Annotated in this window: 21 protein-coding genes; 3 read left to right on the top strand and 18 right to left on the bottom strand. The window is 73.6% G+C overall.

The window, feature by feature from the left end; all coding sequences use genetic code 11:
- Positions 1-90: 90 nt before the first annotated feature.
- The 11 genes from htpX to ABZW10_RS01510 all read right to left on the bottom strand — a co-directional run bounded on the left by htpX (position 91) and on the right by ABZW10_RS01510 (position 11,132).
- Entirely contained in the window at positions 91-954 is an 864-nt protein-coding gene (gene htpX / locus ABZW10_RS01560; protein WP_355358144.1) for a zinc metalloprotease HtpX, read from the bottom strand.
- A gap of 173 nt (positions 955-1,127) precedes the next feature.
- On the bottom strand, positions 1,128-2,717 hold the full coding sequence (locus ABZW10_RS01555; RefSeq protein WP_355358141.1) for an NADH-quinone oxidoreductase subunit N: 1,590 nt from the start codon (positions 2,715-2,717) through the stop codon (positions 1,128-1,130).
- 2 nt (positions 2,718-2,719) lie between these two features.
- Positions 2,720-4,276 carry an NADH-quinone oxidoreductase subunit M gene (locus ABZW10_RS01550; protein WP_355358138.1) on the bottom strand — a complete coding sequence of 519 codons (1,557 nt, stop codon included), beginning with the start codon at positions 4,274-4,276 and terminating at the stop codon, positions 2,720-2,722.
- 56 nt (positions 4,277-4,332) lie between these two features.
- The gene (locus ABZW10_RS01545; RefSeq protein ID WP_355358135.1) at positions 4,333-6,354 is read right to left on the bottom strand and encodes an NADH-quinone oxidoreductase subunit L; all 2,022 of its coding nucleotides are present in this window, start codon (positions 6,352-6,354) and stop codon (positions 4,333-4,335) included.
- Positions 6,351-6,728, bottom strand: a complete 378-nt coding sequence (gene nuoK / locus ABZW10_RS01540) for an NADH-quinone oxidoreductase subunit NuoK (RefSeq protein ID WP_355358132.1) — start codon at positions 6,726-6,728, stop codon at positions 6,351-6,353. Before nuoK ends, ABZW10_RS01545 begins: the two co-directional genes overlap by 4 nt.
- Complete coding sequence (locus tag ABZW10_RS01535; RefSeq protein ID WP_355358129.1) at positions 6,728-7,435, bottom strand: NADH-quinone oxidoreductase subunit J; 708 nt, start codon at positions 7,433-7,435, stop codon at positions 6,728-6,730. The genes nuoK and ABZW10_RS01535 overlap by 1 nt, the downstream gene beginning before the upstream one ends.
- Entirely contained in the window at positions 7,432-8,004 is a 573-nt protein-coding gene (locus ABZW10_RS01530; protein WP_355358126.1) for an NADH-quinone oxidoreductase subunit I, read from the bottom strand. The genes ABZW10_RS01535 and ABZW10_RS01530 overlap by 4 nt, the downstream gene beginning before the upstream one ends.
- Positions 8,001-8,954, bottom strand: a complete 954-nt coding sequence (gene nuoH, locus ABZW10_RS01525) for an NADH-quinone oxidoreductase subunit NuoH (RefSeq protein ID WP_355358899.1) — start codon at positions 8,952-8,954, stop codon at positions 8,001-8,003. Before nuoH ends, ABZW10_RS01530 begins: the two co-directional genes overlap by 4 nt.
- 2 nt (positions 8,955-8,956) lie before the next feature.
- Entirely contained in the window at positions 8,957-10,051 is a 1,095-nt protein-coding gene (locus ABZW10_RS01520) for an NADH-quinone oxidoreductase subunit C (protein WP_355358123.1), read from the bottom strand.
- Entirely contained in the window at positions 10,048-10,725 is a 678-nt protein-coding gene (locus ABZW10_RS01515; protein WP_355358120.1) for an NADH-quinone oxidoreductase subunit B family protein, read from the bottom strand. Before ABZW10_RS01515 ends, ABZW10_RS01520 begins: the two co-directional genes overlap by 4 nt.
- Positions 10,716-11,132 (bottom strand): NADH-quinone oxidoreductase subunit A, encoded by a 417-nt coding sequence (locus ABZW10_RS01510; protein ID WP_355358117.1) that lies wholly within the window; start codon positions 11,130-11,132, stop codon positions 10,716-10,718. Before ABZW10_RS01510 ends, ABZW10_RS01515 begins: the two co-directional genes overlap by 10 nt.
- A gap of 372 nt (positions 11,133-11,504) precedes the next feature.
- Here ABZW10_RS01510 and ABZW10_RS01505 point away from each other — a divergent pair, with 372 nt between their 5' ends.
- The gene (locus ABZW10_RS01505) at positions 11,505-12,644 is read left to right on the top strand and encodes a sensor domain-containing protein (protein WP_355358896.1); all 1,140 of its coding nucleotides are present in this window, start codon (positions 11,505-11,507) and stop codon (positions 12,642-12,644) included.
- A gap of 107 nt (positions 12,645-12,751) precedes the next feature.
- Here the strand turns inward: ABZW10_RS01505 and ABZW10_RS01500 are convergent, their stop codons facing one another.
- Complete coding sequence (locus ABZW10_RS01500) at positions 12,752-13,909, bottom strand: trypsin-like peptidase domain-containing protein (RefSeq protein ID WP_355358114.1); 1,158 nt, start codon at positions 13,907-13,909, stop codon at positions 12,752-12,754.
- A gap of 152 nt (positions 13,910-14,061) precedes the next feature.
- Between ABZW10_RS01500 and galE the strand changes: the two genes are divergently transcribed.
- Positions 14,062-15,045 carry a UDP-glucose 4-epimerase GalE gene (gene galE / locus ABZW10_RS01495; protein WP_355358111.1) on the top strand — a complete coding sequence of 328 codons (984 nt, stop codon included), beginning with the start codon at positions 14,062-14,064 and terminating at the stop codon, positions 15,043-15,045.
- Between the two features lie 64 nt (positions 15,046-15,109).
- Here the strand turns inward: galE and ABZW10_RS01490 are convergent, their stop codons facing one another.
- On the bottom strand, positions 15,110-17,470 hold the full coding sequence (locus tag ABZW10_RS01490) for a PQQ-binding-like beta-propeller repeat protein (RefSeq protein ID WP_355358108.1): 2,361 nt from the start codon (positions 17,468-17,470) through the stop codon (positions 15,110-15,112).
- A gap of 458 nt (positions 17,471-17,928) precedes the next feature.
- Between ABZW10_RS01490 and ABZW10_RS01485 the strand changes: the two genes are divergently transcribed.
- Positions 17,929-18,576 carry a TetR family transcriptional regulator gene (locus tag ABZW10_RS01485; RefSeq protein WP_355358105.1) on the top strand — a complete coding sequence of 216 codons (648 nt, stop codon included), beginning with the start codon at positions 17,929-17,931 and terminating at the stop codon, positions 18,574-18,576.
- Positions 18,577-18,763: 187 nt separating this feature from the next.
- Here the strand turns inward: ABZW10_RS01485 and ABZW10_RS01480 are convergent, their stop codons facing one another.
- From ABZW10_RS01480 to ABZW10_RS01460, 5 genes are all read right to left on the bottom strand, one after another.
- The gene (locus ABZW10_RS01480) at positions 18,764-19,708 is read right to left on the bottom strand and encodes a beta-ketoacyl-ACP synthase III (RefSeq protein ID WP_355358102.1); all 945 of its coding nucleotides are present in this window, start codon (positions 19,706-19,708) and stop codon (positions 18,764-18,766) included.
- 183 nt (positions 19,709-19,891) lie between these two features.
- Positions 19,892-21,082 (bottom strand): L,D-transpeptidase family protein, encoded by a 1,191-nt coding sequence (locus ABZW10_RS01475; protein WP_355358099.1) that lies wholly within the window; start codon positions 21,080-21,082, stop codon positions 19,892-19,894.
- Between the two features lie 136 nt (positions 21,083-21,218).
- On the bottom strand, positions 21,219-22,382 hold the full coding sequence (mqnE, locus tag ABZW10_RS01470; RefSeq protein ID WP_355358096.1) for an aminofutalosine synthase MqnE: 1,164 nt from the start codon (positions 22,380-22,382) through the stop codon (positions 21,219-21,221).
- A gap of 91 nt (positions 22,383-22,473) precedes the next feature.
- On the bottom strand, positions 22,474-23,436 hold the full coding sequence (locus ABZW10_RS01465) for a threonine/serine dehydratase (RefSeq protein ID WP_355358093.1): 963 nt from the start codon (positions 23,434-23,436) through the stop codon (positions 22,474-22,476).
- A gap of 20 nt (positions 23,437-23,456) precedes the next feature.
- Positions 23,457-23,918 carry an Lrp/AsnC family transcriptional regulator gene (locus ABZW10_RS01460; protein WP_355358090.1) on the bottom strand — a complete coding sequence of 154 codons (462 nt, stop codon included), beginning with the start codon at positions 23,916-23,918 and terminating at the stop codon, positions 23,457-23,459.
- Between the last annotated feature and the right edge of the window lie 27 nt (positions 23,919-23,945).

Here is a 23,945-nt window from a genome sequence, read left to right as displayed (position 1 = left end):
GTGCGGGCCCCAGGGGCCGCGGCCGGCAGGCTGGTCGGGTCCTCCCGCCCGGTGCGGTCCCGTAGAGAGGGCCTACCCCCGGTGGAGGGCCTACCCCCGGTAGCCCGCCATCCGCTCCAGCCGGGCGATCCGCTCGGCCATCGGCGGGTGGGTGGAGAAGAGCTTCGTGCCGGCCTCGCCCGGCCGGAACGGGCTGGCGATCATCATGTGGCTGGCGGTCTGGATCTGCGGCTCCGGCGGCAGCGGCAGCTGCCGGGTGCCGGCGTCCAGCTTGCGCAGCGCGCTCGCCAGGGCGAGCGGGTCGCCGGTGATCCGGGCGCCGTCGGCGTCGGCCTGGTACTCGCGGGAGCGGCTGACGGCCAGCTGGATCAGCGAGGCGGCGACCGGGCCGAGGATCATGATCGCGAGCATCCCGAACAGGCCGGGGCCGTCGTCGTCCTCGCTGCGGCCGAACGGGATCAGCCAGGCGAAGTTGACCAGGAACATCACCACCGAGGCGAGCGCCCCCGCCACCGAGGAGATCAGGATGTCGCGGTTGTAGACGTGGCTCAGCTCGTGGCCCAGGACGCCGCGCAGCTCCCGCTCGTCGAGCAGCTGCAGGATGCCGTCGGTACAGCAGACCGCGGCGTTGCGCGGGTTGCGGCCGGTGGCGAAGGCGTTCGGGGCCGGGGTCGGCGAGATGTAGAGCCGGGGCATCGGCTGGCGGGCCGCGGTGGAGAGCTCGCGGACGATCCGGTACAGCTGCGGGGCCTCGATCTCGCTCACCGGGCGCGCGCGCATGGCGCGCAGCGCGAGCTTGTCGCTGTTCCAGTAGGCGTAGGCGTTGGTGCCGAGGGCGACCATGAGGGCGATCACGAAGCCCGTGCGGCCGAAGAAGCTGCCGATCACCAGGATCAGCGCCGAGAGGCCGCCGAGCAGGGCGGCGGTCCTCAGTCCGTTGTGCGGGCGGTGCACGGCTGGCCCTCCAATGGTGCGTGGGGAAGCCCTTTCTGCCTCGTCCCTCCTGCCCGCTCAACGGGCGGGGCCGGGGGCCTTGTTCCCTTGTGACCAGCGCGACACCCGGCCGGGTGACCTGCCCGCACCGCCCGCCACCTCGGCACACGTCCGGGGCGGGGGCCGGGACGGGGTCAGAACAGCGAGCCGCCCACCACCTGGAGCACCAGTTGCGGGGCCACCGAGAGCACCACGGCCGCCGAGGCGGTGAGCCCCAGGGTGGCCGCCAGCGACACCGGCAGGCGCCGCTCGGGGGCCGGGGTCCCGGCCGCGGCCTCCTCCGCCGGGGCGAACAGCCGGGCGGTCCAGAGCAGGTAGTAGTACAGGGCGACGACCACATTGACGGCCATCACCACGGCCAGCCAGCCCAGCCCGGCGTCGACGGCGGCACGGAACACCACCACCTTGCCGAACAGGCCGATCACGCCCGGGGGCAGTCCGGCCAGGCAGAGCAGGAAGAAGGCCAGCGCCAGCGCCGTCCAGCGGTCGCGGGCGAACAGGCCGCGGAAGTCGTCCACGCTGGTCCCGGCCCTGCGGCCGACCGCCGCCACCACACCGAAGGCGCCGAGGTTGACCACGCCGTAGATCAGCGCGTACGCGGCGGTGGCGCCCAGCGGGTCGGTCGCGGTGGGCGCGTAGCCGGCCGCGGCCAGCGGCACCAGCAGGTAGCCGGCCTGGCCCACCGAGGACCAGGCGAGCAGCCGGACCGCGCTGTGGCGGGTGTCGAAGCGCTGGCGCAGCGCGCCCACGTTGCCGACCGTCATGGTGACGGCGGCCAGCACCGCGAGCGTCAGGCCCCAGGTGTGGGCGTAGGGGCGGAAGGCGATCGTGGTGGCCAGCGCCAGACCGGCCAGACCGGCCGCCTTGCCGACCACCGAGAGGTAGCCGGCCACCGGCAGCGGGGCGCCGGTGTAGGTGTCCGGGACCCAGAAGTGGAACGGGACGGCGGCGACCTTGAAGGCGAAGCCGACCAGGGTGAGCACGGCGCCCGCCTCGGCCAGCGGCTTCAGCTGCGCGGGCGCCTGCTCCAGGCCGGTGGCGACGGCGCCCAGGTGCAGGCTGCCGCTCGCCGCGTAGACGAAGCCGACGCCGAGCAGCATCACGGCGGTCGCGGTGACGGAGGAGACGAAGAACTTCAGCGCGGCCTCGGCGCCCCGGCCGTCCCGGCGCAGCGCGACCAGGGCGAAGGCGGGCAGCGAGGCCACCTCCAGGGCGATCACCAGGGTGGCGAGGTCGCGGGAGGCGGGCAGCAGGGCGGCACCGGTGGCACTGGAGAGCAGCAGGAACCAGTACTCGCCGCCGGGCAGCTTCTCGTCCTCCACGGTGTGGGCGGACAGCAGCGCGGCGATCAGCGCGCCGCCGAGCGCGAGCAGCTGGAAGACCAGCGCGAAGTGGTCGGCGACGTAGGAGCAGCCGGCGTTGTCAGTGGCTCCTGTTACGTTCTGCGCACAGAAGGTGGCCCGGGGTGATCCCCCGGTGAGCGGGAGGAGCGAGATGAGCGCGAGGGCGAGTCCGGCGGCGGTGAGCCGGCCCAGCCACTTCTTGTGCTGCGCGGGCAGGAAGAGGTCGGTGACCAGCACGGCGAGGGCCGCCGCGGCGGCGATCAGCGGGGGTGCGATCGCCACCCAGTCCACGGACTGGATCAGGCTGCCCGGGTTGGCGACGGCGAGGGAGGTCACAGTGGTCTGCCCCGTGGAGTGAGGTCCGAGTGCGGTGCCGAGCATGATCAGCCACCCCCGAGGAGGTGTTTGACGGCGGGGTCGGAGAGGCCGAGCAGCAGCGCGGGCCAGAGACCGGCGAGCAGGGTGAGGGCGGCCAGCGGCGTCCAGCTGACGGCCTCGTACGGGCGCAGGTCGGCGAGCTCGGCCACCGGGGCGGGCTGCTTCGGGTCGCCCATGCAGACGCGCCTGACCACGATCAGCAGGTACGCGGCGGTGAGGAGGGTGCCGAGACCGGCCAGGACCATGTAGGTGACGAACGCGGGGCGCGAGAGGCCGTCGGCCGGGTCGAACGCGCCGAACATCGCGAGCAGCTCGCCCCAGAAGCCGGCCAGCCCGGGCAGACCGAGGCTGGCGACGGCGGCGAAGGCGAGCAGCGCGCCCAGCCGTGGCGCCCGTCCGTAGAGGGCGGCGCCGGTGGCGCCGGAGAGGGTGTCGAGGTCCGCCGTGCCGTAGCGGTCCTTGAGCGCCCCGACGACGAAGAACAGCAGGCCGGTGATCAGACCGTGCGCGATGTTGGCGAACAGCGCGCCGTTGACGCCGACCGGGGTGAGGGAGGCGATGCCCAGCAGGACGAAGCCCATGTGGCCGACGGAGGAGTAGGCGATCAGGCGCTTGAGGTCGCCCTTGGCCCCGCGCCGTGCGAGCGCGAGGCAGGCCAGCGAGCCGTAGACGATGCCGACGGCGGCGAACGCGCCCAGGTAGGGGGCGAGCGTCGTGGTGCCGTCGGGGACGACCGGGAGGAGGACGCGGACCAGGCCGTAGGTCCCCATCTTCAGCAGCACGCCGGCGAGCAGCACGGAGCCGACGGTCGGGGCCGCCGTGTGCGCGTCCGGGAGCCAGCTGTGCAGCGGCCAGGCGGGGGCCTTGACCGCGAGCCCGACCATGATCGCCAGCGCGGCGATCACCTGGGTGGAGTGGCTCAGGCCGGAGCCGTGGGCGGCGGCGAGGGCCTGCATGTCGAAGGTGCCCGCCTTGCCGCCGACCAGCAGGAAGCCGAGCAGCATCACGGCCGAGCCGAGCAGCGTGTACAGGATGAAGCGGTTGGCGGCCGGCACCTTCGCCCCGCTGCCCCAGCGGGCGATCAGGAAGTACATCGGGATCAGCACGATCTCGAAGGCCAGGAAGAAGAGCAGGAGGTCCAGCACCGCGAAGGTGGCGAGCATGCCGACTTCGAGGAGGAGGAACAGCCCGACGAAGGCCCGCGCGGACGGGACCCCCTCCCCGGAGGGCAGCCGCCGCTCCGAGTACAGCGCGCAGAGGAAGGTGAGCAGCGAGGTCAGGACGATCAGCGGCAGCGAGACGCCGTCCACGCCGAGGTGGAAGCGCACGCCGATGGCCGGGATCCAGGACACGTCGGTGGTGGCCTGCATCCGGGCGGGCTCGTCGTGGTCGAAGCCTGCGGCCAGGACGACGGTGAGCACCAGGACGGCGCCGGTCAGCACGGTACTGAAGCGCAGCGCGCGGCGGTCGGCGGCGGCCGGGTCCGTGCCGAACACCGGGGCCAGGGTGAGCGCGGCGCCGAGCAGCGGCAGCACCAGGAGGGCGATGAGGACCGCGTTCATCGGGGGCTCCTAGCGACAACCACGACAGCGGACGGGGAAGGGAGGTACGGCATCGGCTACACCGCCACCAGGACGGCCAGCAGGACGACGCCGGCGAGCAGCGCGCTGAGGTAGGTCTGCGCGTTGCCGGTCTGGGCGAGCCGCACGGCGCGGCCGAGCAGGCCCGCCCCGGCGCCGGCGCCGCGCACGTACGTCTCCACGACCTCGCGGTCGAGGAAGCGGACGAGCCGGGCGGCGGCCTCGACCGGGCGGACGAACAGCGCGCTGTAGAGCCGGTCGACGCCGAAGCCGTGCCGGGCCGGGCCGAACAGCGGGCCGAGCAGGGCGCGCCCGGGGTCGGCGACGACCACGTCGGCGGCCGGGGCTCCGTCCTGCTCGGGCACCCGGGCGGTGGCCGAGCGCCAGGCCCCGTAGGCCAGCAGCGCGCCGACCACGGCGAGGCCGGTGCCGATCACGGCGGTGACCGCGGAGGGCCGCAGCGAGCCGCCGTCCAGCAGCGCGGGCAGCCAGTCCGAGCGCAGGCCGGCGACGCCGAAGCCCATGGTCGGCACGGCGAGCACCCAGAGCGGCCAGCGCATCGCGGGCGGCTCGGCGACGGCCGGGTCGGCCTCGTCGAGCTCGGGCGAGTACGGCGCGCCGGCCTCGTGGTCGCCGACGACCGTGCCCCGGTCGGCGGCGGGCAGCACCGCGGGCGCCGCCGCGGCCGCGCCGGCCGGGCTGTGGAAGGCGACCAGGAACAGCCGGGCCGCGTAGGCCGCCGTGAGCAGCGCGGTGAGTCCGGCCGAGATCAGCACGATCCAGCCGGCCGCCTGCGGCACCGCCGAGGCGGGGCCGAGGCCGTTGGTCAGCGCCTCGCCGTTGGCGGCGTGCTCGGCGGCGGTCAGCACCGCCTCCTTGCTGAAGAAGCCGGCGAACGGCGGCAGGCCGACCAGGGCGACCAGCGCGATGCCCATCGTCCAGTAGGCGTCCGGGACGCGCTTGCGCAGCCCGGGGATCCGGGACATCGCCGAGATCGAGTTGGTGTGCGCGGCGTGGATCACCACACCGGCCGCGAGGAACAGCAGTGCCTTGAACGCGCCGTGGCTGACCAGGTGGAACACCGAGGCCTGGCGGTCGCCGCTGGCCAGCGCGCCGGCCATGTAGCCGAGCTGGCCCACGGTCGAGTAGGCGAGCACCCGCTTGAGGTCGTCCTGGGCGAGCGCGCAGAGCGCCGAGCCGATCATCGTCACGGCGGCCATCACCGCCAGCACGACCAGCGCCGCGCCGGAGAGCAGGAAGACCGGCAGCAGCCGGGCCACCAGGTAGATGCCGGCCGCGACCATGGTGGCGGCGTGGATCAGCGCGGAGACCGGCGTCGGGCCGGCCATCGCGTCCGGGAGCCAGGTGTGCAGCGGGAACTGCGCGCTCTTGCCGGCCACCCCGGCCAGCAGCAGCAGCGCGACCAGCGTCGGGTGGCCGAGCCGCCCCTCGGTGGCGGCCCGCAGCACGTCCTCGATCCGGAAGCTCCCGGCGTCGGCGCCCAGCAGGAAGATGCCGAACAGGAACGGCACGTCGCCGAGCTTGGTGACCAGGAAGGCCTTGAGCGAGGCGGAGCGGGCGTCCTCGGTCTCCCAGTGGTGGCCGATCAGGAAGTACGAGCAGATGCCCATGACCTCCCAGCCGACCAGCAGCACGACCAGGTCGCCGGAGTAGACGACCAGGAACATCGCCGCCGTGAACAGCGAGACCAGCGCCGCGTACGAGGGGTAGCGCGGGTCGTCCTTGAGGTACGCGGTCGAGTAGACCTGCACACAGGTGGCGACCAGGCCGACCAGCACCGAGATCAGCGAGCTGAAGCCGTCCAGGTGGATCGCGAGCGCGATGTCCGGTCCGCCGGTCGGGGTGAGCCGGGTGCCGGCGTCCAGCACCTGGCCGCTGCCGAGCTGGAGCGCGACGACCAGGGCGAGCACCGCCGAGACGGCGACCGGCACGATCGCCAGTGGCCGGGCGAGGCCGGGCGCGCGCTTGCCGACGGCCAGGGTGGCCGCCGCGCCGAGCGCGGGCAGCGCGGGAACGAGGGCGGGCAGGGCGAGGTTCATGCGGCGGCCCGGCCCTTCAGCGCCTCGGCTCCGGCCGGCGCCCCGTCGACGTCGGCGGTGGACTCGGCCGGGTCGCCGAGCGCGGTGGCCCGGTCGATGTCCGCGGTGCCCCGGGCCCGGAACAGCAGCAGGACGATGGCGAGCCCGAGGCCGATCTCGGCGGCGGCGACGGTGATGGTGAACAGGGTCAGCGCCTGCCCGGCGTGCAGCGAGTCGCGCAGCCAGGCGTCGAAGGCGACGAGGTTGAGGTTGACGGCGTTGAGCATCAGCTCGACGGACATCAGCACCAGGATGACGTTGCGCCGGGCGAGCACGCCGTAGACGCCGATGCTGAACAGCAGCGCGGCGAGGACGACGGGGTAGGCGAGGTGCATCAGCCCTCCTGCTCGGTGGTGGTCGGCGCAGGCTCCGCCGAAACCTCGGGCGCAGGCACGGGCGCGGTCCGGGCGACCGGCCCGTTGGAGCCCACCGGCCGCCCGGCCCGGATCCGCCCGGCCCGCGGCGCCGGCACCCGCCGGCCGCTGCCGCGCGACAGCACGATCGCGCCGACCAGCGCGGCCAGCAGCAGCACCGAGAGCGCCTCGAAGGGCAGCACCCAGGTCCGGAACAGGCTCGCGCCGGTCACCGCCGTCGAGCCGCCGCCCGCGCCGAGGTCGATCCAGGACGTCCGGAAGGCGTCCACGACCAGCGTCACCAGCGTCCCGGCCGAGGCCAGCGCGACCACCAGGGCGACCCAGCGGTTCTTGGAGTCGGCGTCCGGCGAGCGTCCGATCGGCGCCTTGGTGAGCATCAGCCCGAACAGCACCAGGACGACCACCGAGCCGAGGTAGATCAGCACCTGCACCCAGGCGATGAACTCGGCGGTGAGCAGCAGGAACTCCACGGCCAGTCCGCCGAGCGCGGCCACCAGCCAGAGCGCGGCGTGCACCAGCTGCTTGGTGGTGACGGCGACCAGGGCCGAGCCGAGCACGGCGATGCCGACCAGCAGGAAGACGATCTCCACCCCGGTCGGGGAGAGGAACGAGCGCGCGGCCGGGTCCAGCGACCCGGTCGCGGCGAGCAGGGTGGCGGCGCCCTTCACGCGTCACCGCCGTTCTGCGCCGTCTCCGCTTCCTCCGCCGCCCTGGCCGCGGCGGCCGCCAGCTTGTCGGCGGCCTTGCGCGCGGTGGCGATCTCCTTGGGCTCCTCGGCCGCCGGATCCAGTGCCGGCGGCACCGGCACCGTCCACATCCACTCCCGCAGCCGGTCCCGCTCGTGGGTCAGCTCCAGGATGTCGGTCTCCGCGTACTCGAACTCGGGCGACCAGAACAGCGCGTCGAAGGGGCACACCTCGATGCAGATCCCGCAGTACATGCAGAGCGAGAAGTCGATGGCGAAGCGGTCCAGCACGTTGCGGGTGCGGGCGCGCGCGTTCGGGTCGGCGGCCGGCAGCGTCTCCTTGTGGGAGTCGATGTAGATGCACCAGTCCGGGCACTCACGGGCGCAGAGCATGCAGACCGTGCAGTTCTCCTCCAGCAGCGCGATCACGCCGCGCGAGCGCGGCGGAAGGACCGGCTGCACGTCCGGGTACTGCGCGGTGATGCTCTTCTTCGTCATCGTCCGCAGGGTGACGGCCAGGCCCTTGGCCAGGCCCGCACCGGGGAAACTCATGAGATCGCCACCTTGATGATGCCGGTGAGGGCCAGCTGGACGAGGGCGAGCGGGATCAGCACCGTCCACGCGAAGCGCATCAGCTGGTCCTCGCGCAGCCGGGGGTAGGTGACCCGGATCCAGATCACCACGAAGGCCAGCGCGAAGGTCTTCAGCAGGGTCCACAGCCAGCCGAGCTGGTCCGGCAGCGGGCCGTGCCAGCCGCCCAGGAAGAGCACCGCGGTCAGCGCGGAGACCACCAGGATGCCCGCGTACTCGGAGAGCAGGAACAGCGCGAAGCGCAGACCGGTGTACTCGGTGTACGCGCCGAAGATGATCTCGGAGTCGGCGACCGGCATGTCGAAGGGCGGACGCTGCAGCTCGGCCAGGCCGGCCGTGAAGAACACGAAGCCGCCGATCAGCTGCCACGGGATCCAGTACCACTCCCAGGCGTCCATGATCCCGGGCAGCGAGAGCGTCCCGGCGGCCATCGCCACGGAGGCGGCGGCGAGCACCATCGGCAGCTCGTAGGACATCAGCTGCGCGGCCGTCCGCAGACCGCCGAGCAGCGAGAACTTGTTGGCCGAGGCCCAGCCGGCCATCAGCTTGCCGATCACGCCGACGCCCATGACGGCGAGCACGAAGAACAGACCGGCGTCCACCGCCTGCCCGACGAAGCCGCCGGGCCCGACCGGGATCACCAGCAGCACCAGCAGGTACGGCAGCAGCGAGACGGCGGGTGCCAGCTGGAAGATCCGCCGGTCGGCGCCGGACGGGACGATGTCCTCCTTCTGGGCGAACTTCACGCCGTCCGCGATCAGCTGCGCCCAGCCGTGGAAACCGCCGGCGTACATCGGGCCGAGCCGGCCCTGCATGTGCGCCATCACCTTGTGCTCGGTCTGGCCGATGACCAGGGGCAGGACGAGGAAGACGACCAGTGTGGCGACGCAGCGCAGCACCGTGTCGAACAGGTTCACGCGCCGTCTCCGTCCTGGCCGGCCGACTCGACCGGCGGCTTCTTCGTCTGCTCCGCGCTGCCGGCGCTGCCGGCGTCCTCGGCGTCCGCCGTGTTCTCGGCGTTCGCCGCCTTCGCCGCGTCGGCGGGTTCCTCGGCGGCCGGCTTCCCGGGCTCGTCGTGCGCCGGCACCGGGTTGTGCCACGGCGCGTCGGAGGACTGCGTCCGGGCGGGCGGCGCCGCGGCGGCCTCGGCCGGGCCGGCGGGCGCCTGGCTCGCCGATCCGTCGGAGACCGAACGCGTCCGCCGCGGCCGGTCGGCCCGCACCGGGGGTGCCTCCTGGGTGGCCGGGGCCTCGCCGGCCGTCTGGCTCGCCGACCCCTCGGAGACCGAACGCGTGCGACGCGGCCGGTCCGCCCGCACTGCGGCGGCGCCCTCGGCACCGGCGGCACCCTCCGCACCCGCGGCGCCCGCCGCCGCCGCGCGCGGCGTCCGGGCCGCACCGGCCGCCCGGGCACCGCGGGCCGGCCGCTCGGCGACCGGCGGCAGGGTGCCCTTGAGCGGGCCCCACTCGTTCGGGTCCGGCACACCGGCCGGCTGCATCTTGCGCCGCGCCGGCCCGTCACCGTGGTCCGACTCGCCCGGCTCCTTGGCACCCGGCCAGGCCTTGGCGACCCGGGCCGCGAGCACGAACTCCTTGCGCAGCGGGTGCCCCTCGAAGCCGTCCGGCAGCAGCAGGGTGATCAGATGGGGGTGCCCGGGGAAGTCGATGCCGAACATCTCGTGCGTCTCGCGCTCGTGCCAGGCGGCCCCGGCGTACACCGGGACGGCGGTCGGCAGCGCGGCCGCGTCGCGCGGCACCCGGGTGCGCAGCGCCAGGTGGCGCACGCCCGGGGCGTCGACGGCGGCGAGGTGGGCGACCACCGAGAAGCCCTCGGCGAGCTCGTCGACGGCGCTGAGCCAGTCGAAGAAGCCGAGGCCCAGGGTGTCCCGGGCGGCGGTGAGCGCCTCGATCCAGTGCTCGGCCGGCACGTCGACGGTGATCAGCCCGTACGCCTCGGCGCCGGTCGCCCACTCCCCGACCGACGCCGCGTACTGCTCGGCCGTGGTCACGAGACCCCTCCCTCAGCGGAACCGGAACCGGCCGCACCGGCACCAGCGGCACCGGGCCCGGCCACCGGCGGACGCCGCAGCGCCGCCGCGGGCGCGGTGTAGCGGCCGGGCAGCGACTCGGCGGCGATCTTCTCCTGGAGCTTGAGAATGCCCTGGAGCAGCGCCTCCGGCCGGGGCGGGCACCCGGGCACGTAGACGTCGACCGGGATGATCTGGTCGACGCCCTTGGTCACCGAGTAGGAGTCCCAGTAGGGCCCGCCGGAGTTGGAGCAGGCCCCGAAGGAGATGACGTACTTCGGCTCGGGCATCTGCTCGTAGAGCCGCTTGACGGCGGGAGCCATCTTGTCGGTCACCGTCCCCGAGACGATCATCAGATCGGCCTGCCGGGGGCCCGGCGCGAACGGGATGACGCCCATCCGGATGAAGTCGTGCTTGGCCATCGAGGCCGCGATGAACTCGATCGCGCAGCAGGCCAGGCCGAAGTTGAAGCACCAGAGGCTGTAGCGCCGTCCCCAGTTGAGGACCACCTTCACCGGGTCCGGAGCCAGCCGGGCCAGCGGACCGATGGACCGCCGCTCGGCGGCGGCACCGGGGCGCGACGGGTCCGGCACGCCCAGCGGAACCGGGCCGCCGGAGGCGTCGTGCCCGTGCGAGTGGGTGTGCGTCACGTCCATTCCAGAACGCCCTTCTTCCAGGCGTAGAGCAGTCCGACCGCGAGGAAGCCGATGAAGACGAACATCTCGACCAGCGTCCCGGCGCCGTATCCGGCGGAGGCGAAGACGGTCGCCCACGGGAACAGGTAGATCGCGTCGACCGCGAAGATCACGTACAGGAAGGCGTAGACGTAGTAGCGGATCTGGGTGTGCGCCCAGTCCTCCCCCACCGGGTCCACACCGCACTCGTAGGCGAGCAGCTTCTCCGGCGAGTACACCACCGGCCGCAGCAGGCGGTTGGCGGTGAACGCCACCGTCACGAAGACCACGCCGACGACGGCGAGCAGGCCGATCGCGGCGTACGCGTCGAAGTAGCCGCCGCCGGCCGCCGGGTCGGCCGCGACCGAAGCCGCCCGCTGCCCCACCATGCCTCGCCTCCACATCGGCCGCGGAACCCGCCCTCGGGGCGGTTCTACGACGTTCCTTTACACGCTCATAACCATCGCCAGTGCGTGAGTCTAAGTGCACGGCACGGGTACCCCGCACCCTGCCCGATACGCAAGACACCCGATGGACAACCGGTGGACACCCCGCGGACCCACCGCCGGGGTGGGGATAACCCCCGTCCCGGAAGACGTATCACCCCCATGGCCTCACCTACCCCCGACCGGCCAAGCTAGGGGCACAGCGCGACCGGAAAAGGACGGTAGACCGAGATGAAGCGAATGGACGGCACGGCCGAGGCCTTCGGCCAGGAGCCGCCGGCCGGCGCCGAGCGCACCCCGCTGTACGGCGCGCGGATGTGGCGGCAGGTCGGGCGGCTGCTGCTGAACCTGCCGCTCGGGATCGGCGGCTTCGTCTTCACGGTCGTGACGCTGTCGGTCGGCCTGGCCCTGTCGGTCACCGTGATCGGCCTGCCGCTGCTCGCCGCCGGACTGGCCGGCTGCCGCTCGATGAGCGGCTTCGCCCGCCGCCGGGCCCGGGCACTGTACGGCTCCGAGGTGCACGAACCGGAGCCGGTGCCGCGCCGCCGGCCGGGCATCACCGGCTACGCCATCGCCCACCTCACCGACGGCCTCTCCTGGCGCTCGGCCCTCTACAACGTGCTGATGCTGCCCTGGGGCGTGCTGAGCTTCGCGCTGACCCTGGTCTTCGTCCTGGTCGGCTGGCCGGCCCTGCCGTGGGCGATCCGCGCCCAGTCGGCGGTGGACCGGATGCTGGTGGACACCCTGCTCTACCCCGGCGCCCTCTCCGAGCGGGTCCGCGAGCTGGAGGACGACCGCGGCACCGTGGTCGACACCGCCGCCGCCGACCTGCGCCGGATCGAGCGCGACCTGCACGACGGCGCCCAGGCCCGCCTGGTGGCACTGGCGATGGACCTCGGCATGGCCAAGGAGCGGCTGCGGGAGACCGAGACGCCGGACGACGTGGCGGCCGCCGCGAAGATGGTGGACAACGCCCACGGCGAGGTGAAGCTGGCCCTGCAGGAACTGCGCGACCTGGCCCGGGGCATCCACCCGGCGGTGCTCACCGACCGCGGCCTGGACGCGGCGCTCTCCTCGGTGGCGGCGCGCTGCACGGTGCCGGGGGGCGTCCGGGTGAACGTCGACCTGAAGGCCCGGGACGGCGGCACCGAGCGGCCGGACTCGGCGGTGGAGGGCATCGCCTACTTCACGGTCAGCGAGCTGCTGACCAACATCTCCAAGCACTCCGGCGCCCGCTCCGCCACGGTGGACGTCTGGCGGGCCGACGACCAGCTGATGGTGCTGGTCCAGGACGACGGCAAGGGCGGCGCGGCCCCCTACCCGGGCAGCGGCCTGGCCGGACTGGCCGAGCGGATCCGCGCGGTGGACGGCGTGTTCCTGGTGGAGAGCCCGGACGGCGGACCGACCACGGTGACCGTCGAGCTTCCCTGGCGGACCCGCACCGTCCGCCGCTGACCGGAGCGGTCACCCTCGGCCCGGACGGCGGACGGCCGCGCGGAACCCTTGCGCGGTCGTGCGGGCCGCCGCCGTCCGGGGGCTGTGGGGAACCCCTGCCACCCGCCCTACGGCGTCGGCAGGGTGCCGAGGGTGACCTCGGCGGTCTTGCTCTGGCCGTCCCGGGTGAAGGTGACGGTCACCTTGGTGTCCGGCGCCAGCGAGGCCAGTGCGGTGGTGAGCGAGTTGAGCGAGTCCACCGCGGTGTCGCCGATCCTGGTGATCACGTCGCCGACCTGGAGGCCCGCCGAGTCGGCCGGACCGTTCGGCGCGACGGCGACCACCACGGCGCCGGCCGGGCGGAAGTTCTGGTCGAAGAAGGTCCGCGCGGTGATGCCGAGGGCGGCCCGCCCGGAGTTGGTGACCTTGCCCTCCTTGATCAGCTGGTCGGCGATGCTGGTCACGGTGGACGCCGGGATGGCGAAGCCGATGCCCGGGGCGGCGGCCCCGTTGGACTCCGGCTCGGTGGCGGCGAGCGTGTTGATGCCGATCACCTGGCTGTCCAGGTTGACCAGCGCGCCGCCGCTGTTGCCGGGGTTGATCGCGGCCGAGGTCTGCACCATGTTGCCGATGACGGCGCCCGGCGAGCCCGCGCCGGACGGTTCGGAGACGGTCCGGCCGGTGGCCGAGACGATGCCCTGGGTGACGCTGCTGGAGAGTCCGAGCGGGCTGCCCATGGCGAGGGTGATCTGGCCCAGCTCGACCTTGGTGGAGTCCCCGAAGGAAGCCGGCTTGAGGCCGCCCGGCGGGCTGCTCAGCTTGATCACCGCGAGGTCGGAGTCCGGGTAGCTGGCGACCAGGGTGGCGTCCAGCGGCTTGGTGCTGCCGGCCAGGGTGACGGCGAAGGTGGTGGCGGTGCCGACCACGTGGGCGTTGGTGACGATGTCGCCCTTGTCGTCGTAGACGATCCCGGAGCCGAGGCCGCTTCCGGTGGTGATCTGCACCACCGAGGGCAGGACGTCCTTGATCACCCGCTGGTAGTCGGACTGGAGCTGGTTGGCGCCGCCCGGCTGGGCGCTGCCGGTGGCCCCGGCGGTGACGCTCGGGGAGCCGCTCTCCGGCGGGGAGGACGCGTCCGAGGACGTACCGCTGCTGCACCCCGCCAGCGCGAGCGCGGTCAGCGCCGCGACGGCTCCCGGCCCGAGCAGCCGTCCGGCGAGGGCCCCGGGCCCGGTCGGGCGGGGTCCGGCCGGAATCGGACGGGTGGGCTCCTTCTTGCGGTTCACCGTGACGGCCTCCGGATTCCTCGGCGCGGCCACGACGGGCCGCTCGGACGCAACGCAGAGATCTTTGTCAGCATTTCAGCGAAATGTCCGAATCCTCGGCTCCGACGCGCCCACAGCACCGTCGCGAAATCCTCACGCCCTAGGATTCGGCCATGACTTGGTTGATCACCGGCGGCGCCGGATACATCGGCGGGCACGTCGTGCAGCAGCTCCTGGACGCGGGCGAGCGCGTGGCCGTCCTGGACGACCTCAGCACCGGCGACCGGACCCGGCTGCCCGAGGGGGTCGCCCTGGTCGAGGGGTCGACCCTGGACCGGAGCGCCCTGGACGCGGCCATCCGCGAGCACCAGGTGGAGGGCGTACTCCACTTCGCCGCCAAGAAGCAGGTCGGCGAGTCGGTCGAGCAGCCCTTCCTGTACTACCGCGAGAACATGATCGGCCTGCAGACCGTCCTGGAGGCCGCGGCCGAGGGCGGCGTCAAGCGCTTCCTGTTCTCCTCCTCCGCCGCCGTCTACGGCATGCCGGACGTCGACCTGGTGACCGAGTCGACCCCGTGCGCGCCGATGAGCCCGTACGGCGAGACCAAGCTGGCCGGCGAGTGGCTGGTGGCCGCGGCCGGCAAGGCGTACGGGATGTCCACCGTCGCGCTGCGCTACTTCAACGTGGCCGGCGCCGCCTCGCCGGAGCTCTCCGACGCCGGTGTGTTCAACCTGATCCCGATGGTCTTCGAGCGCCTCACCGCCGGTCAGGCCCCCCGGGTCTTCGGCGCCGACTACCCCACCCCGGACGGCACCTGCGTCCGTGACTTCATCCACGTCTCCGACATCGCCTCGGCCCACGTGGCGGCGGCGAAGCGGCTGGCGGCCGACCCGGCCGGGGAGACCGCGCTGGTCCTCAACATCGGACGCGGCGAGGGCGTCAGCGTCCGCGAGATGCTGGACGTGATCGGCAAGGTCACCGGGTACGACACCACCCCCGAGATCACCCCGCGCCGCGCCGGCGACCCGGCCCGGGTGGTCGCCTCGGCCGAGCTGATCCGGCGCGAGCTGGGCTGGACCGCCGAGCACGGGGTCGAGTCCATGGTCGCCTCGGCCTGGGAAGGCTGGTGCGGCCGCCACCCGGAGGCCCGGAAGTAGCGCGCCCACGGCGGGGGCCCCGAGGGCTCCCGCCGTCCCGCGCCCGGGGACCGGGCGCCCCCGGTCAGTGCGAGGGCACCGCCGTGCCGTAGAAGGCGTCCAGCGCGTAGACGCAGCGGTCCTTGCTGCCGACGAAGACCCTGCCCCCGATCGCCACCGGCGAGCCGGTCAGCTCCCCCTTGGTGCCCAGCTCCCAGCGCAGCTGGCCGCTGGCCAGGTCCACGGTGTGCAGCGAGTGGTCCCGGCTGCCGAGGTGGACCAGCCCGTCCGCGACCGCCGGCGAGCCGACGATCTCGCCGCGCGCGGTGTACCGCCAGCGCTCCCGGCCGCTGCCCGCCTCGAAGGCGTAGAGCACCTCGCCGCTGCCGACCAGCACCATGCCCTCCCCGACCACCACCGGCTCGGCGCCCTGCCGGGTGCCGGTGACCGCGCGCCAGCGGTCCCGGCCGGTGGCCGCGTCCAGCGCGTACACGGTGCCCAGGTAGTCGGCGACGTAGACCGCGTCGGCATCCAGCGCCGGCGGGGTGAACAGCACCACCGGGGCCTCGAACCGCCAGCGCTCGGCGCCGCTCGCCGCGTCCAGCGCGTACACCCGGGTGCCGGCCGTCACGTACAGCACGCCGGAGCGCTCGACCGGGCGGGAGGGCACGTCCTCGCCGACCGGGACCGACCAGCGCAGGCCCGAACCGCGCGGATCCACGCAGCGCAGCCGTCCGCCCCCGTAGTAGTACGCCGAGCCGCCCACCAGGGCCGGGCCGGACTGCGGGTTCTCGAAGTCCTGCTGGGCGTCGTCGGCGCGCCACAGCTCGGCGCCGGTGGCCGCCGAGCGCAGCTGGACGCCGCCGCCCCGTACGCCGCAGCAGAGCACGCCCTCGGCCGCGTCCAGCGAGTACACCCAGCCGTCCAGCGAGTGCCGCCAGCGCTCGGTGCCGTCCGCGACGTCGACCGTGTACAGGTGCGGGCCGTCGGCCGCGTGCACCCGCCCGGCGTCCACGGCGAGCGCCCAGGCGACGTCCCGGGTCTTGTAGCGGCGCTGGCCCGACGCGATGTCCAGGGCGTGCACCTCGAAGCTGGAGACGAACAGGGTGCCGTCGGCGACCACGGGGGTGCCCCAGACCTCGTTGGACATCCGGAACCGCCAGGGGCGCCAGCGGGCGGCGCGGGCCGGGGGCGGGGTGATCCGGCGGACCCAGTCGGTCTCGGCGGGCGGCGCGCCGGGGCCGGCCTGCTCGGCGCGCGGCCCCGGCCCTATCCGGACCGAGGCGCCGGGCAGCCGCACCTCGTCGCCCGGTGCGGCGGCCGGCCGGCGGTGCCGGCTGGGGGCGGCCAGCTTCTCGGTGGCGGCCTCGGTGTCCGGCCCGGGCGGCCCCGCGTGCGGCCCGGCGTGCGGCCCGGCGTGCCCGGCGACCGCCCGGGTGCGGGGGTCCTCCTGGCCTGGGTGCGACGCCGGGGGCTGCGCCGGCAGCGACGGCGGGGCGGCCGGGTGCGGCGGGTGGTGCGGGGCCGGCTGCGGCGGGACGGCCGGCGGCGGCGTGCGGCGGCCCCGCTTGTTCTCGATCAGGGCGAGCGCGTCGGGCGGCAGCCAGTCCCCGGCCTCGCCGGAGGCGTCGTCCCGGGAGAACAGGTGCGGGGCCAGCTCGGCCTGGATCTGCTCCGGGGTCGGCCGGTGCTCGGGGGCCGGGCGCATGCAGGCGCGCACCAGGTCCACCAGCTCCACCGGCAGACCGGAGAGGTCGGGCTGGTCGCGCAGCAGCTGGAAGACCGTCTCCACCGGGTTGGCGCCCCGGTACGGCGGGTGGCCGGTGGCACAGAAGACCAGCAGCGAGCCGAGCGAGAAGACATCGCTGGCGCCGGTGACGCCCCGGCTGTCCCGGGCCTGCTCCGGCGACATGTACGCCGGCGTGCCGACCGCGACGTTGGTCATGGTGAGCCGGGTGCTGGAGACCCCGGCGGCGATGCCGAAGTCGATCACCCGGGGACCGTCCTCGACGACCAGCACGTTGGACGGCTTGAGGTCGCGGTGGACCAGCCCGGCGGCGTGGATGGACTGCAGGGCCTCGGCGATGCCGGCCACCAGCCAGCGCACCGCCCCGACCGGCAGCGGCCCGCAGTCGGTGACCAGGTCCTCCAGGGACGGCGCCGGGACGTACGCGGTGGCCAGCCAGGGCACCCGGGCGTCCGCGTCGGCGTCGACCACGGCCGCCGTGTAGAAGCCGCCGACCGTCTTGGCGGCCGCGATCTCCCGGGCGAAGCGGACCCGGAACAGCTCGTCCTCGGCCAGCTCCCCCCGGACGGTCTTGATCGCCACCCGCCGGCCGGACGCGGACCGCGCCAGGTAGACCAGGCCCATGCCGCCCGCCCCGAGCCGCCCCAGCACCTCGAAGGGCCCGATCCGCCTCGGATCGTGCGCCGTCAGCTGGTCCACCCGCTGCCACCTCCCCGTGTTGTAGCACCGCCCGCGTGGTGCCGAGCACCCGCCGCGTGGTGCCGGACCCGATTCTCCAATGCCGCCCGGCCCATCTCCAACCTCCCCCGCCCAGATCGCTGTCCGGCCACCGGGAGGCCCCACTGCCCGGTCAGCGGCTTCGGAACGGCCGGATTCTGACGTCCGCTCCGGCATCGGCTTGCACCCGACACGCCCGGGAGTGTCGCGAGGGGCAGGTCACATCGCCGATTCGATCGTCACGCTGCGTTACTCGATAACCCCTCAGCGAAGGGTTCGTCACCCTGTGGCGTCGCCGGTGCACGGGGGGGCGTCAAGGAGGGCCACGGAGGGCGATGAATATCCGTCCGAAGGGCTCCGAGCGGCTATACCAACCCCCGTGCGGAGTAATTGTCACATCACCGAATCGCGCCAAGATCGGGCCACGGTAAGCTGACGGCATGACAGGACAAGTTCGCACCGTCGACGGTCGCGTCGCCGGGCGACGCGGACAGGAGACGCGGCAGAAGCTGCTCGACTGCCTCCGCGAGATGCTCAGCACGTCGCCCTATCGGGACGTCAAGGTCATCGACGTCGCCCGTATGGCGGGTACCTCCCCCGCGACCTTCTACCAGTACTTCCCGGATGTCGAGGGCGCCGTCCTCGAAATCGCCGAGGAAATGGCCAAGGACGCCGACACGCTCAAAGAGCTGGTGGCCGGAAAGTCCTGGGCAGGGAAGTCCGGCACGGCCACTTCGGAAGAACTGGTCGACGGATTCCTCGCCTTCTGGCGCAAGAACGACGCCATTCTCCGAGTGGTCACGCTCGGTGCCGCCGAAGGGGACAAGCGGTTCTTCAAGATCCGCATGACCGTCCTCAACGCGGTCGCCAAGCCGCTCACGGAGGCCGTCAAGGAACTCCAGGCGAAGGGGCAGTCCGACAAGTCGTTGGACCCGGCCGCCGTCGCCGGATCGCTGGTCTCGCTGCTCGCCTCGGCGGCCGAGCACCAGAAGGCCTTCACCTCGTGGGGCGTCAAGGTCAAGGACCTCAAGCCCAACCTCGCTCCCCTGGTGTACCTGGGCGTCACCGGCAAGAAGGCGCCCAAGTAGACCGATCCGTCTCGACCCCACCTTCCGCTTCGCGCGCGCCCCGGCCTCCTGTCCGGGGTACGACGGACGGCGGCCGTGTCCTCGGGGGAGGTCCGCCGGCGGTCCGCAGCGCGCCACGACACGCCTGTGGGCGGTCACCCTCGACGGGTGACCGCCCACAGGCGTGTCAGCGGCTGCCGGAGCGGCCTCAGGGGCAGCGGACGACCTGTCCCGCGTAGGCGAGGCCGCCGCCGAAGCCGAACAGCAGCACCGGGTCGCCGGGCGACAGCTCGCCGCGCTCGACCAGCTTGGAGAAGGCCAGCGGGACGGAGGCCGCCGAGGTGTTGCCGGATTCCACCACGTCCCGGGCCACCACGGCGTCGGTGACCCCGAGCCGGTTGGCGATGGCGTCGATGATCCGCAGGTTGGCCTGGTGCGGTACGAAGCCCTTCAGCTCGGACGGGTCGATCCCGGCCCGCTCGCAGGCCTGCCGGGCCAGCGGGGCGATCTGGGTGGTCGCCCAGCGGAACACCGACTGGCCCTGCTGGCTGATCACCGGGTCCCAGCCGGTGATCACCACGGCGTCGCCCCTCTCCGGCTCCGAGCCCCAGACCACCGGGCCGATCCCCGGCTCGGCTCCCTCCTCCTGGGCCTCGACCAGCGCCGCGCCGGCGCCGTCGCCGAAGATCACGCAGGTGGAGCGGTCGGTCCAGTCGAGGGTGTCCGACATCCGCTCCGCGCCGATCACCAGGGCCGTCCGGGCCGCACCGGCGCGGATCGCGTGGTCGGCGGTGGCCAGCGCGTAGGAGAAGCCCGAGCAGACGGTGTTGATGTCGTAGGCGGCCGGCGCGCGCACCCCCAGCCGGGCGGCGACGGCGGCGGCCGTGTTGGGGCTGCGCTCCACCGCGGTGCAGGTGGCGACCACGACCAGGTCGACCTCGGACGCCGACCGGCCGCTGTTGGCCAGCGCCTTCTGCGCCGCCTCGGTGGCGAGGTCGACGACGGTCTCGCCCTCCGCGATGTGCCGCGTCCGGATGCCCACCCGGCTGCGGATCCACTCGTCGTCGGTGTCGACCAGCTTCGCCAGGTCGTCGTTGGTGAGGACCTTCGGGGGCTGGTAGTGGCCGAGTGCCACGATGCGCGAACCGCTCATACTGCCCACTCAACCCGGTTACCCACTGGTCAGCGGGGCGCGACCGGCTACAGGATCCGCGCCGGGAAAGTGTAGGAGGCCGACAAGGACCGTTGCGGCAGACGGGCGGCGGGGCCCTGCGCACGCGCGGCGAAGGGTGGCGGATTCGGCCGGGAACCGCCGGGAACGGCCGGAAACCGCCGCTCAGACCGCCAGCGAGGCGGCGTCGCCCATCACGATCACCGGCCGGGCGGCCGGGTCGAGGGTGCGGATCAGCTGCGTCATCTTCTCCTCCGGTATGGAGACGCAGCCGTGCGTCGGACCGCCGTGGTCGACGTGGATCCAGATCCCGCCGCCCTTGGTCGAGCCGCTCGGGCGGCGCGGGTCGAGCGGGGAGTTGCCGGGCACCCGGTTGTAGTCGATCGCGACGACGTAGTCGAAGGAGCCGGCCAGCTGCTCGCCGGCGAAGCCCGTGCCGGAGACCACGAAGTTCGGGTCCTTGTCGTAGGGCAGCCTGCTGCCCGGGTCCGCCTTGCGGCCGCCGGCATCGGTGAGCGAGAAGACGCCGATCGGGCTGCGCAGGTCGCCCTCGTTGTGGTCGGTGGTCCAGCCCTTGAAGGCGTTGTGGCCCTGCCAGTTCTCGCCGCCCGTCCAGCGGCCCTCGGCGGTGCGGCTCCACAGCGTCACGGAGGTCCGGTTGGTGTCCACGCCCTCGCCGGTGGCCACCACCACCTGGTTGGTCTCGGCGGGTATCCGGGCGACGAAGGAGGCGCCGAGGCCGGGGATCACCGCGACCGAGCCGTCGCTGCGGGCCTCGCTGCGGCCCGCGGCGGGCGCCTCGGCCTGCCGGGCGTCGGCGGCCGCGGCGGCCGGGGCGGCCGGCGAGGCCTGGTCGGCGGCCGGCTGTCCGGCGGCGGGGCGGTCCGGGGTGCCGACGCCCTCGGGGCCGGAGCCGTCGGCGGCGGCGACACCGGGCCGGTCGGTGTCCTGGCCGACGGTGTACCAGCCGGCGGCGGCCGCCAGCAGCAGGGCGGTGCCGGCGACGGCGGCACGGCCGGTGCGCTTCTTCCTGGCCTTGCGCCGGTGGTTGCGGGCGGCCGCGCGGCCACCGGCCGGAGCGGCGGCGGCCCGCTGCCGCGGCGGGGCCGGCGGCGCCGGTGGCGGCTCGGCGGGCTGGGCCTGGAACGGCCGGTCGTACACGTCGTGCTCGGCCAGGCTCCGGTAGCCGTCCCCGGCCTCCGCGTCCTCGTACAGCGGGCCGTCGTACTCCTGCGGGCCGCCGTACGGCTGCTGCGGGGCCCCGTAGGACTGCGGCGGTACCCCGTACGGCTGCTGCGGCGCCTCGTACACCGGCTCGTACGACGGGTACGGAGAGGCGCGATGGGAACCGGACATGTGGCCGATCCTGCCAAACGGAGGCCGGGTTGCGAAAGCCGGGGGCCCGTGCGGGCCGCGTGAAGAAGCCGCCGCCCGGGCTGCGGGGGCCCGGGCGACGGCCCGTCATCGGCGGCCGCGCGTCGGCCGCCGCAGGTCAGAGGCGCATCGCCTGCGGGGTCTCGCGGCGCGTCAGGTCGGGGCCGTCGTACTCGCGGATGATCTCGTAGCGGGTGTTGCGCTCCACCGGGCGGAAGCCGGCGTCCCGGATCAGACCGAGCAGGTCCTCGCGGTTCAGCTTGTTCGGGGTGCCGAAGTTGTCCGCGTCATGGGTGATCTTGTACTCGACCACCGAGCCGTCCATGTCGTCCGCGCCGTGGCTGAGCGCCAGCTGGGCGGTGGTGACGCCGTGCATCACCCAGAAGACCTTGACGTGCGGCACGTTGTCGAACAGCAGCCGGGAGACCGCGAAGGTCTTCAGCGCCTCGGCGCCGGTGGCCATCTCGGTGCGCGCCATCAGCTTGTTGCGCACCACGCCGTCCTTGGAGTCGTGGAAGTCGTGCTGGTAGCGCAGCGGGATGAAGACCTGGAAGCCGCCGGTCTCGTCCTGCAGCTCACGCAACCGCAGCACGTGGTCCACCCGGTGGCGGGGCTCCTCGATGTGGCCGTACAGCATGGTGGCCGGCGTCTTGAGGCCCTTGCTGTGGGCGAGCCGGTGGATCCGCGACCAGTCCTCCCAGTGGGTGTCGTGGTCGACGATGTGCTGGCGGACCTCCCAGTCGAAGATCTCCGCGCCGCCGCCGGTCAGCGACTCCAGGCCGGCGTCGATCAGCTCGTCGAGGATCTCGTCGGCGGGCAGGCCGCTGATCCGCTCGAACCAGTGGATCTCGGTGGCGGTGAAGGCCTTGAGCGAGACGGTCGGCAGCGCGGCCTTCAGCTCCCGCAGCGAGCGCGGGTAGTAGCGCCACGGCAGGGTGGGGTGCAGACCGTTGACGATGTGCAGCTCGGTGAGGGAGTCGACCTCCATCGCCTTGGCGAGGCGCACGGCCTCCTCGATGCGCATCGTGTAGGCGTCCTTCTCGCCCGGCTTGCGCTGGAACGAGCAGTACGCGCAGGACGCGTTGCACACGTTGGTCATGTTGAGGTGGCGGTTGACGTTGAAGTGGACGACGTCGCCGTTCTTCCGCGTCCGCACGTGGTGGGCGAGACCACCCAGCCAGGCCAGGTCGTCGCTCTCGTAGAGCGCGATCCCGTCCTCCCGGGTCAGCCGCTCACCCGCGTAGACCTTCGCCTCCAGCTCGCGCTTGAGCCCTGCGTCCATGCGGTGCCCCGCCTCCTCCGACTTCGAATCGTTGCCGGAACGAGCGTACGCCCCCACTCGGTGCGGTTCGAGGGCAGCCGCCCCGCACGGGTCAGCCGGCCAGCAGCTCCGCCAGCAGCGACGGCTCGATGTTGCCCCCGCTCACCACCGCCGCCACCGCCCGCCCGCCGAGCTCGGCGGCCCGGTGGAAGTAGGCCGCCGGGGCCACCGCGCCGGACGGCTCGGCGACGATCCGCCCGCGCCGGGCCAGCAGGGCCACCGTGGCGCGGATCTCGTCCTCGGTGACGGTGACGACGTCGTCCACGTAGGCGGTGAGGTGCTCGAACGGCAGCACGCCCACCGAGGGGGTGCGCAGACCGTCGGCGATCGTCCGGTAGGTGTCGGCGACCGGCCAGGTGATCCGCTCGCCCGCCCGCAGGCTCGCCTGCGCGTCGGCGGCCAGCTCGGGCTCGACGCCGACCACCCGGACGTCCGGACGGGTCAGCTTGAGCGCGGCCGCCGTACCGCCGATCAGCCCGCCGCCGCTGACCGGGACGAGCACGGTGTCCAGCTCCGCCGGGGCGTCCTCGGAGATCTCCAGGCCCACCGTGCCCTGACCCGCGATGATGAACGGGTCGTCGTACGGCGGCACCCAGACGTAGCCGTGCCGCTCGGCCAGCTCGCCGGGCACGGTGTCCCGCTCCTGCGGCGGGACCAGCAGCACCTCGGCGCCGAACGACCGGGTGGCCTCGACCTTGACCGCCGGTGAGGTGTCCGGCATCACGATCACGGCCTTGATGCCGAGCAGCGACGCGGCGTACGCCACCGCCTGCGCGTGGTTGCCGCTGGACTGGGCGACCACGCCGCGGGCGCGCTCCTCGCCGCTCAGCGCGGCGAGCCGGTTGTACGCCCCGCGGGTCTTGAAGGCGCCGGTCGGCTGGAGGTTCTCCGGCTTGAGCCAGAGCCGGCGCCCGCCGTCCGCCGCCCAGGGGGCGGGGACCAGCGGGGTGCGCACCGCGACGCCCGCGATCCGTTCCCGGGCCGCGCGCAGTTCCTCCAGACCGACCAGTGCCATGACCGTCACTCCCCCGCGTGCTACTCGGCCTCGGGGAGCGGCAGCTCGCTGACCCGGTTCTCCCACTTGGTGGAGAGTACGACGGTGGTCCGGGTGCGGGCCACGCCCTTGGTGCCCGAGATCCGCTTCACCACCGACTCCAGGCCCTCGACGTCCGGCACCCGGACCTTGAGCATGTAGGAGTCGTCACCGGCGATGAACCAGCAGTCCTCGACCTCGCCGAGGTCCTTCAGCCGGAACGCGACGTCCTCGTGGTCCGCCGCGTCGGTCAGCTGGAGACCGATCAGGGCCGTGACCCCGAAACCGAGCGAGGCCGGGTTGACCGTCGCGCGGTAGCCGGTGATGACGCCGGCCTGCTCCAGGCGGTTGATGCGGTCCGTGACGCTCGGGCCGGAGAGGCCGACCAGTCGGCCCAACTCGGCGTAGGAGGCGCGGCCGTTCTCCCGGAGCGCCTGGATGAGCTGTCTGTCCACCGTGTCCATATACCGTCCGCGTCCTTCCGAACCTCG

The organism is Kitasatospora sp. NPDC004723 (assembly GCF_040609255.1).
Lineage (GTDB): Bacteria > Actinomycetota > Actinomycetes > Streptomycetales > Streptomycetaceae > Kitasatospora.
The sequence above is the reverse complement of the archived record's forward strand: the minus strand, read 5'-3'. Positions and strand labels throughout refer to the sequence as shown.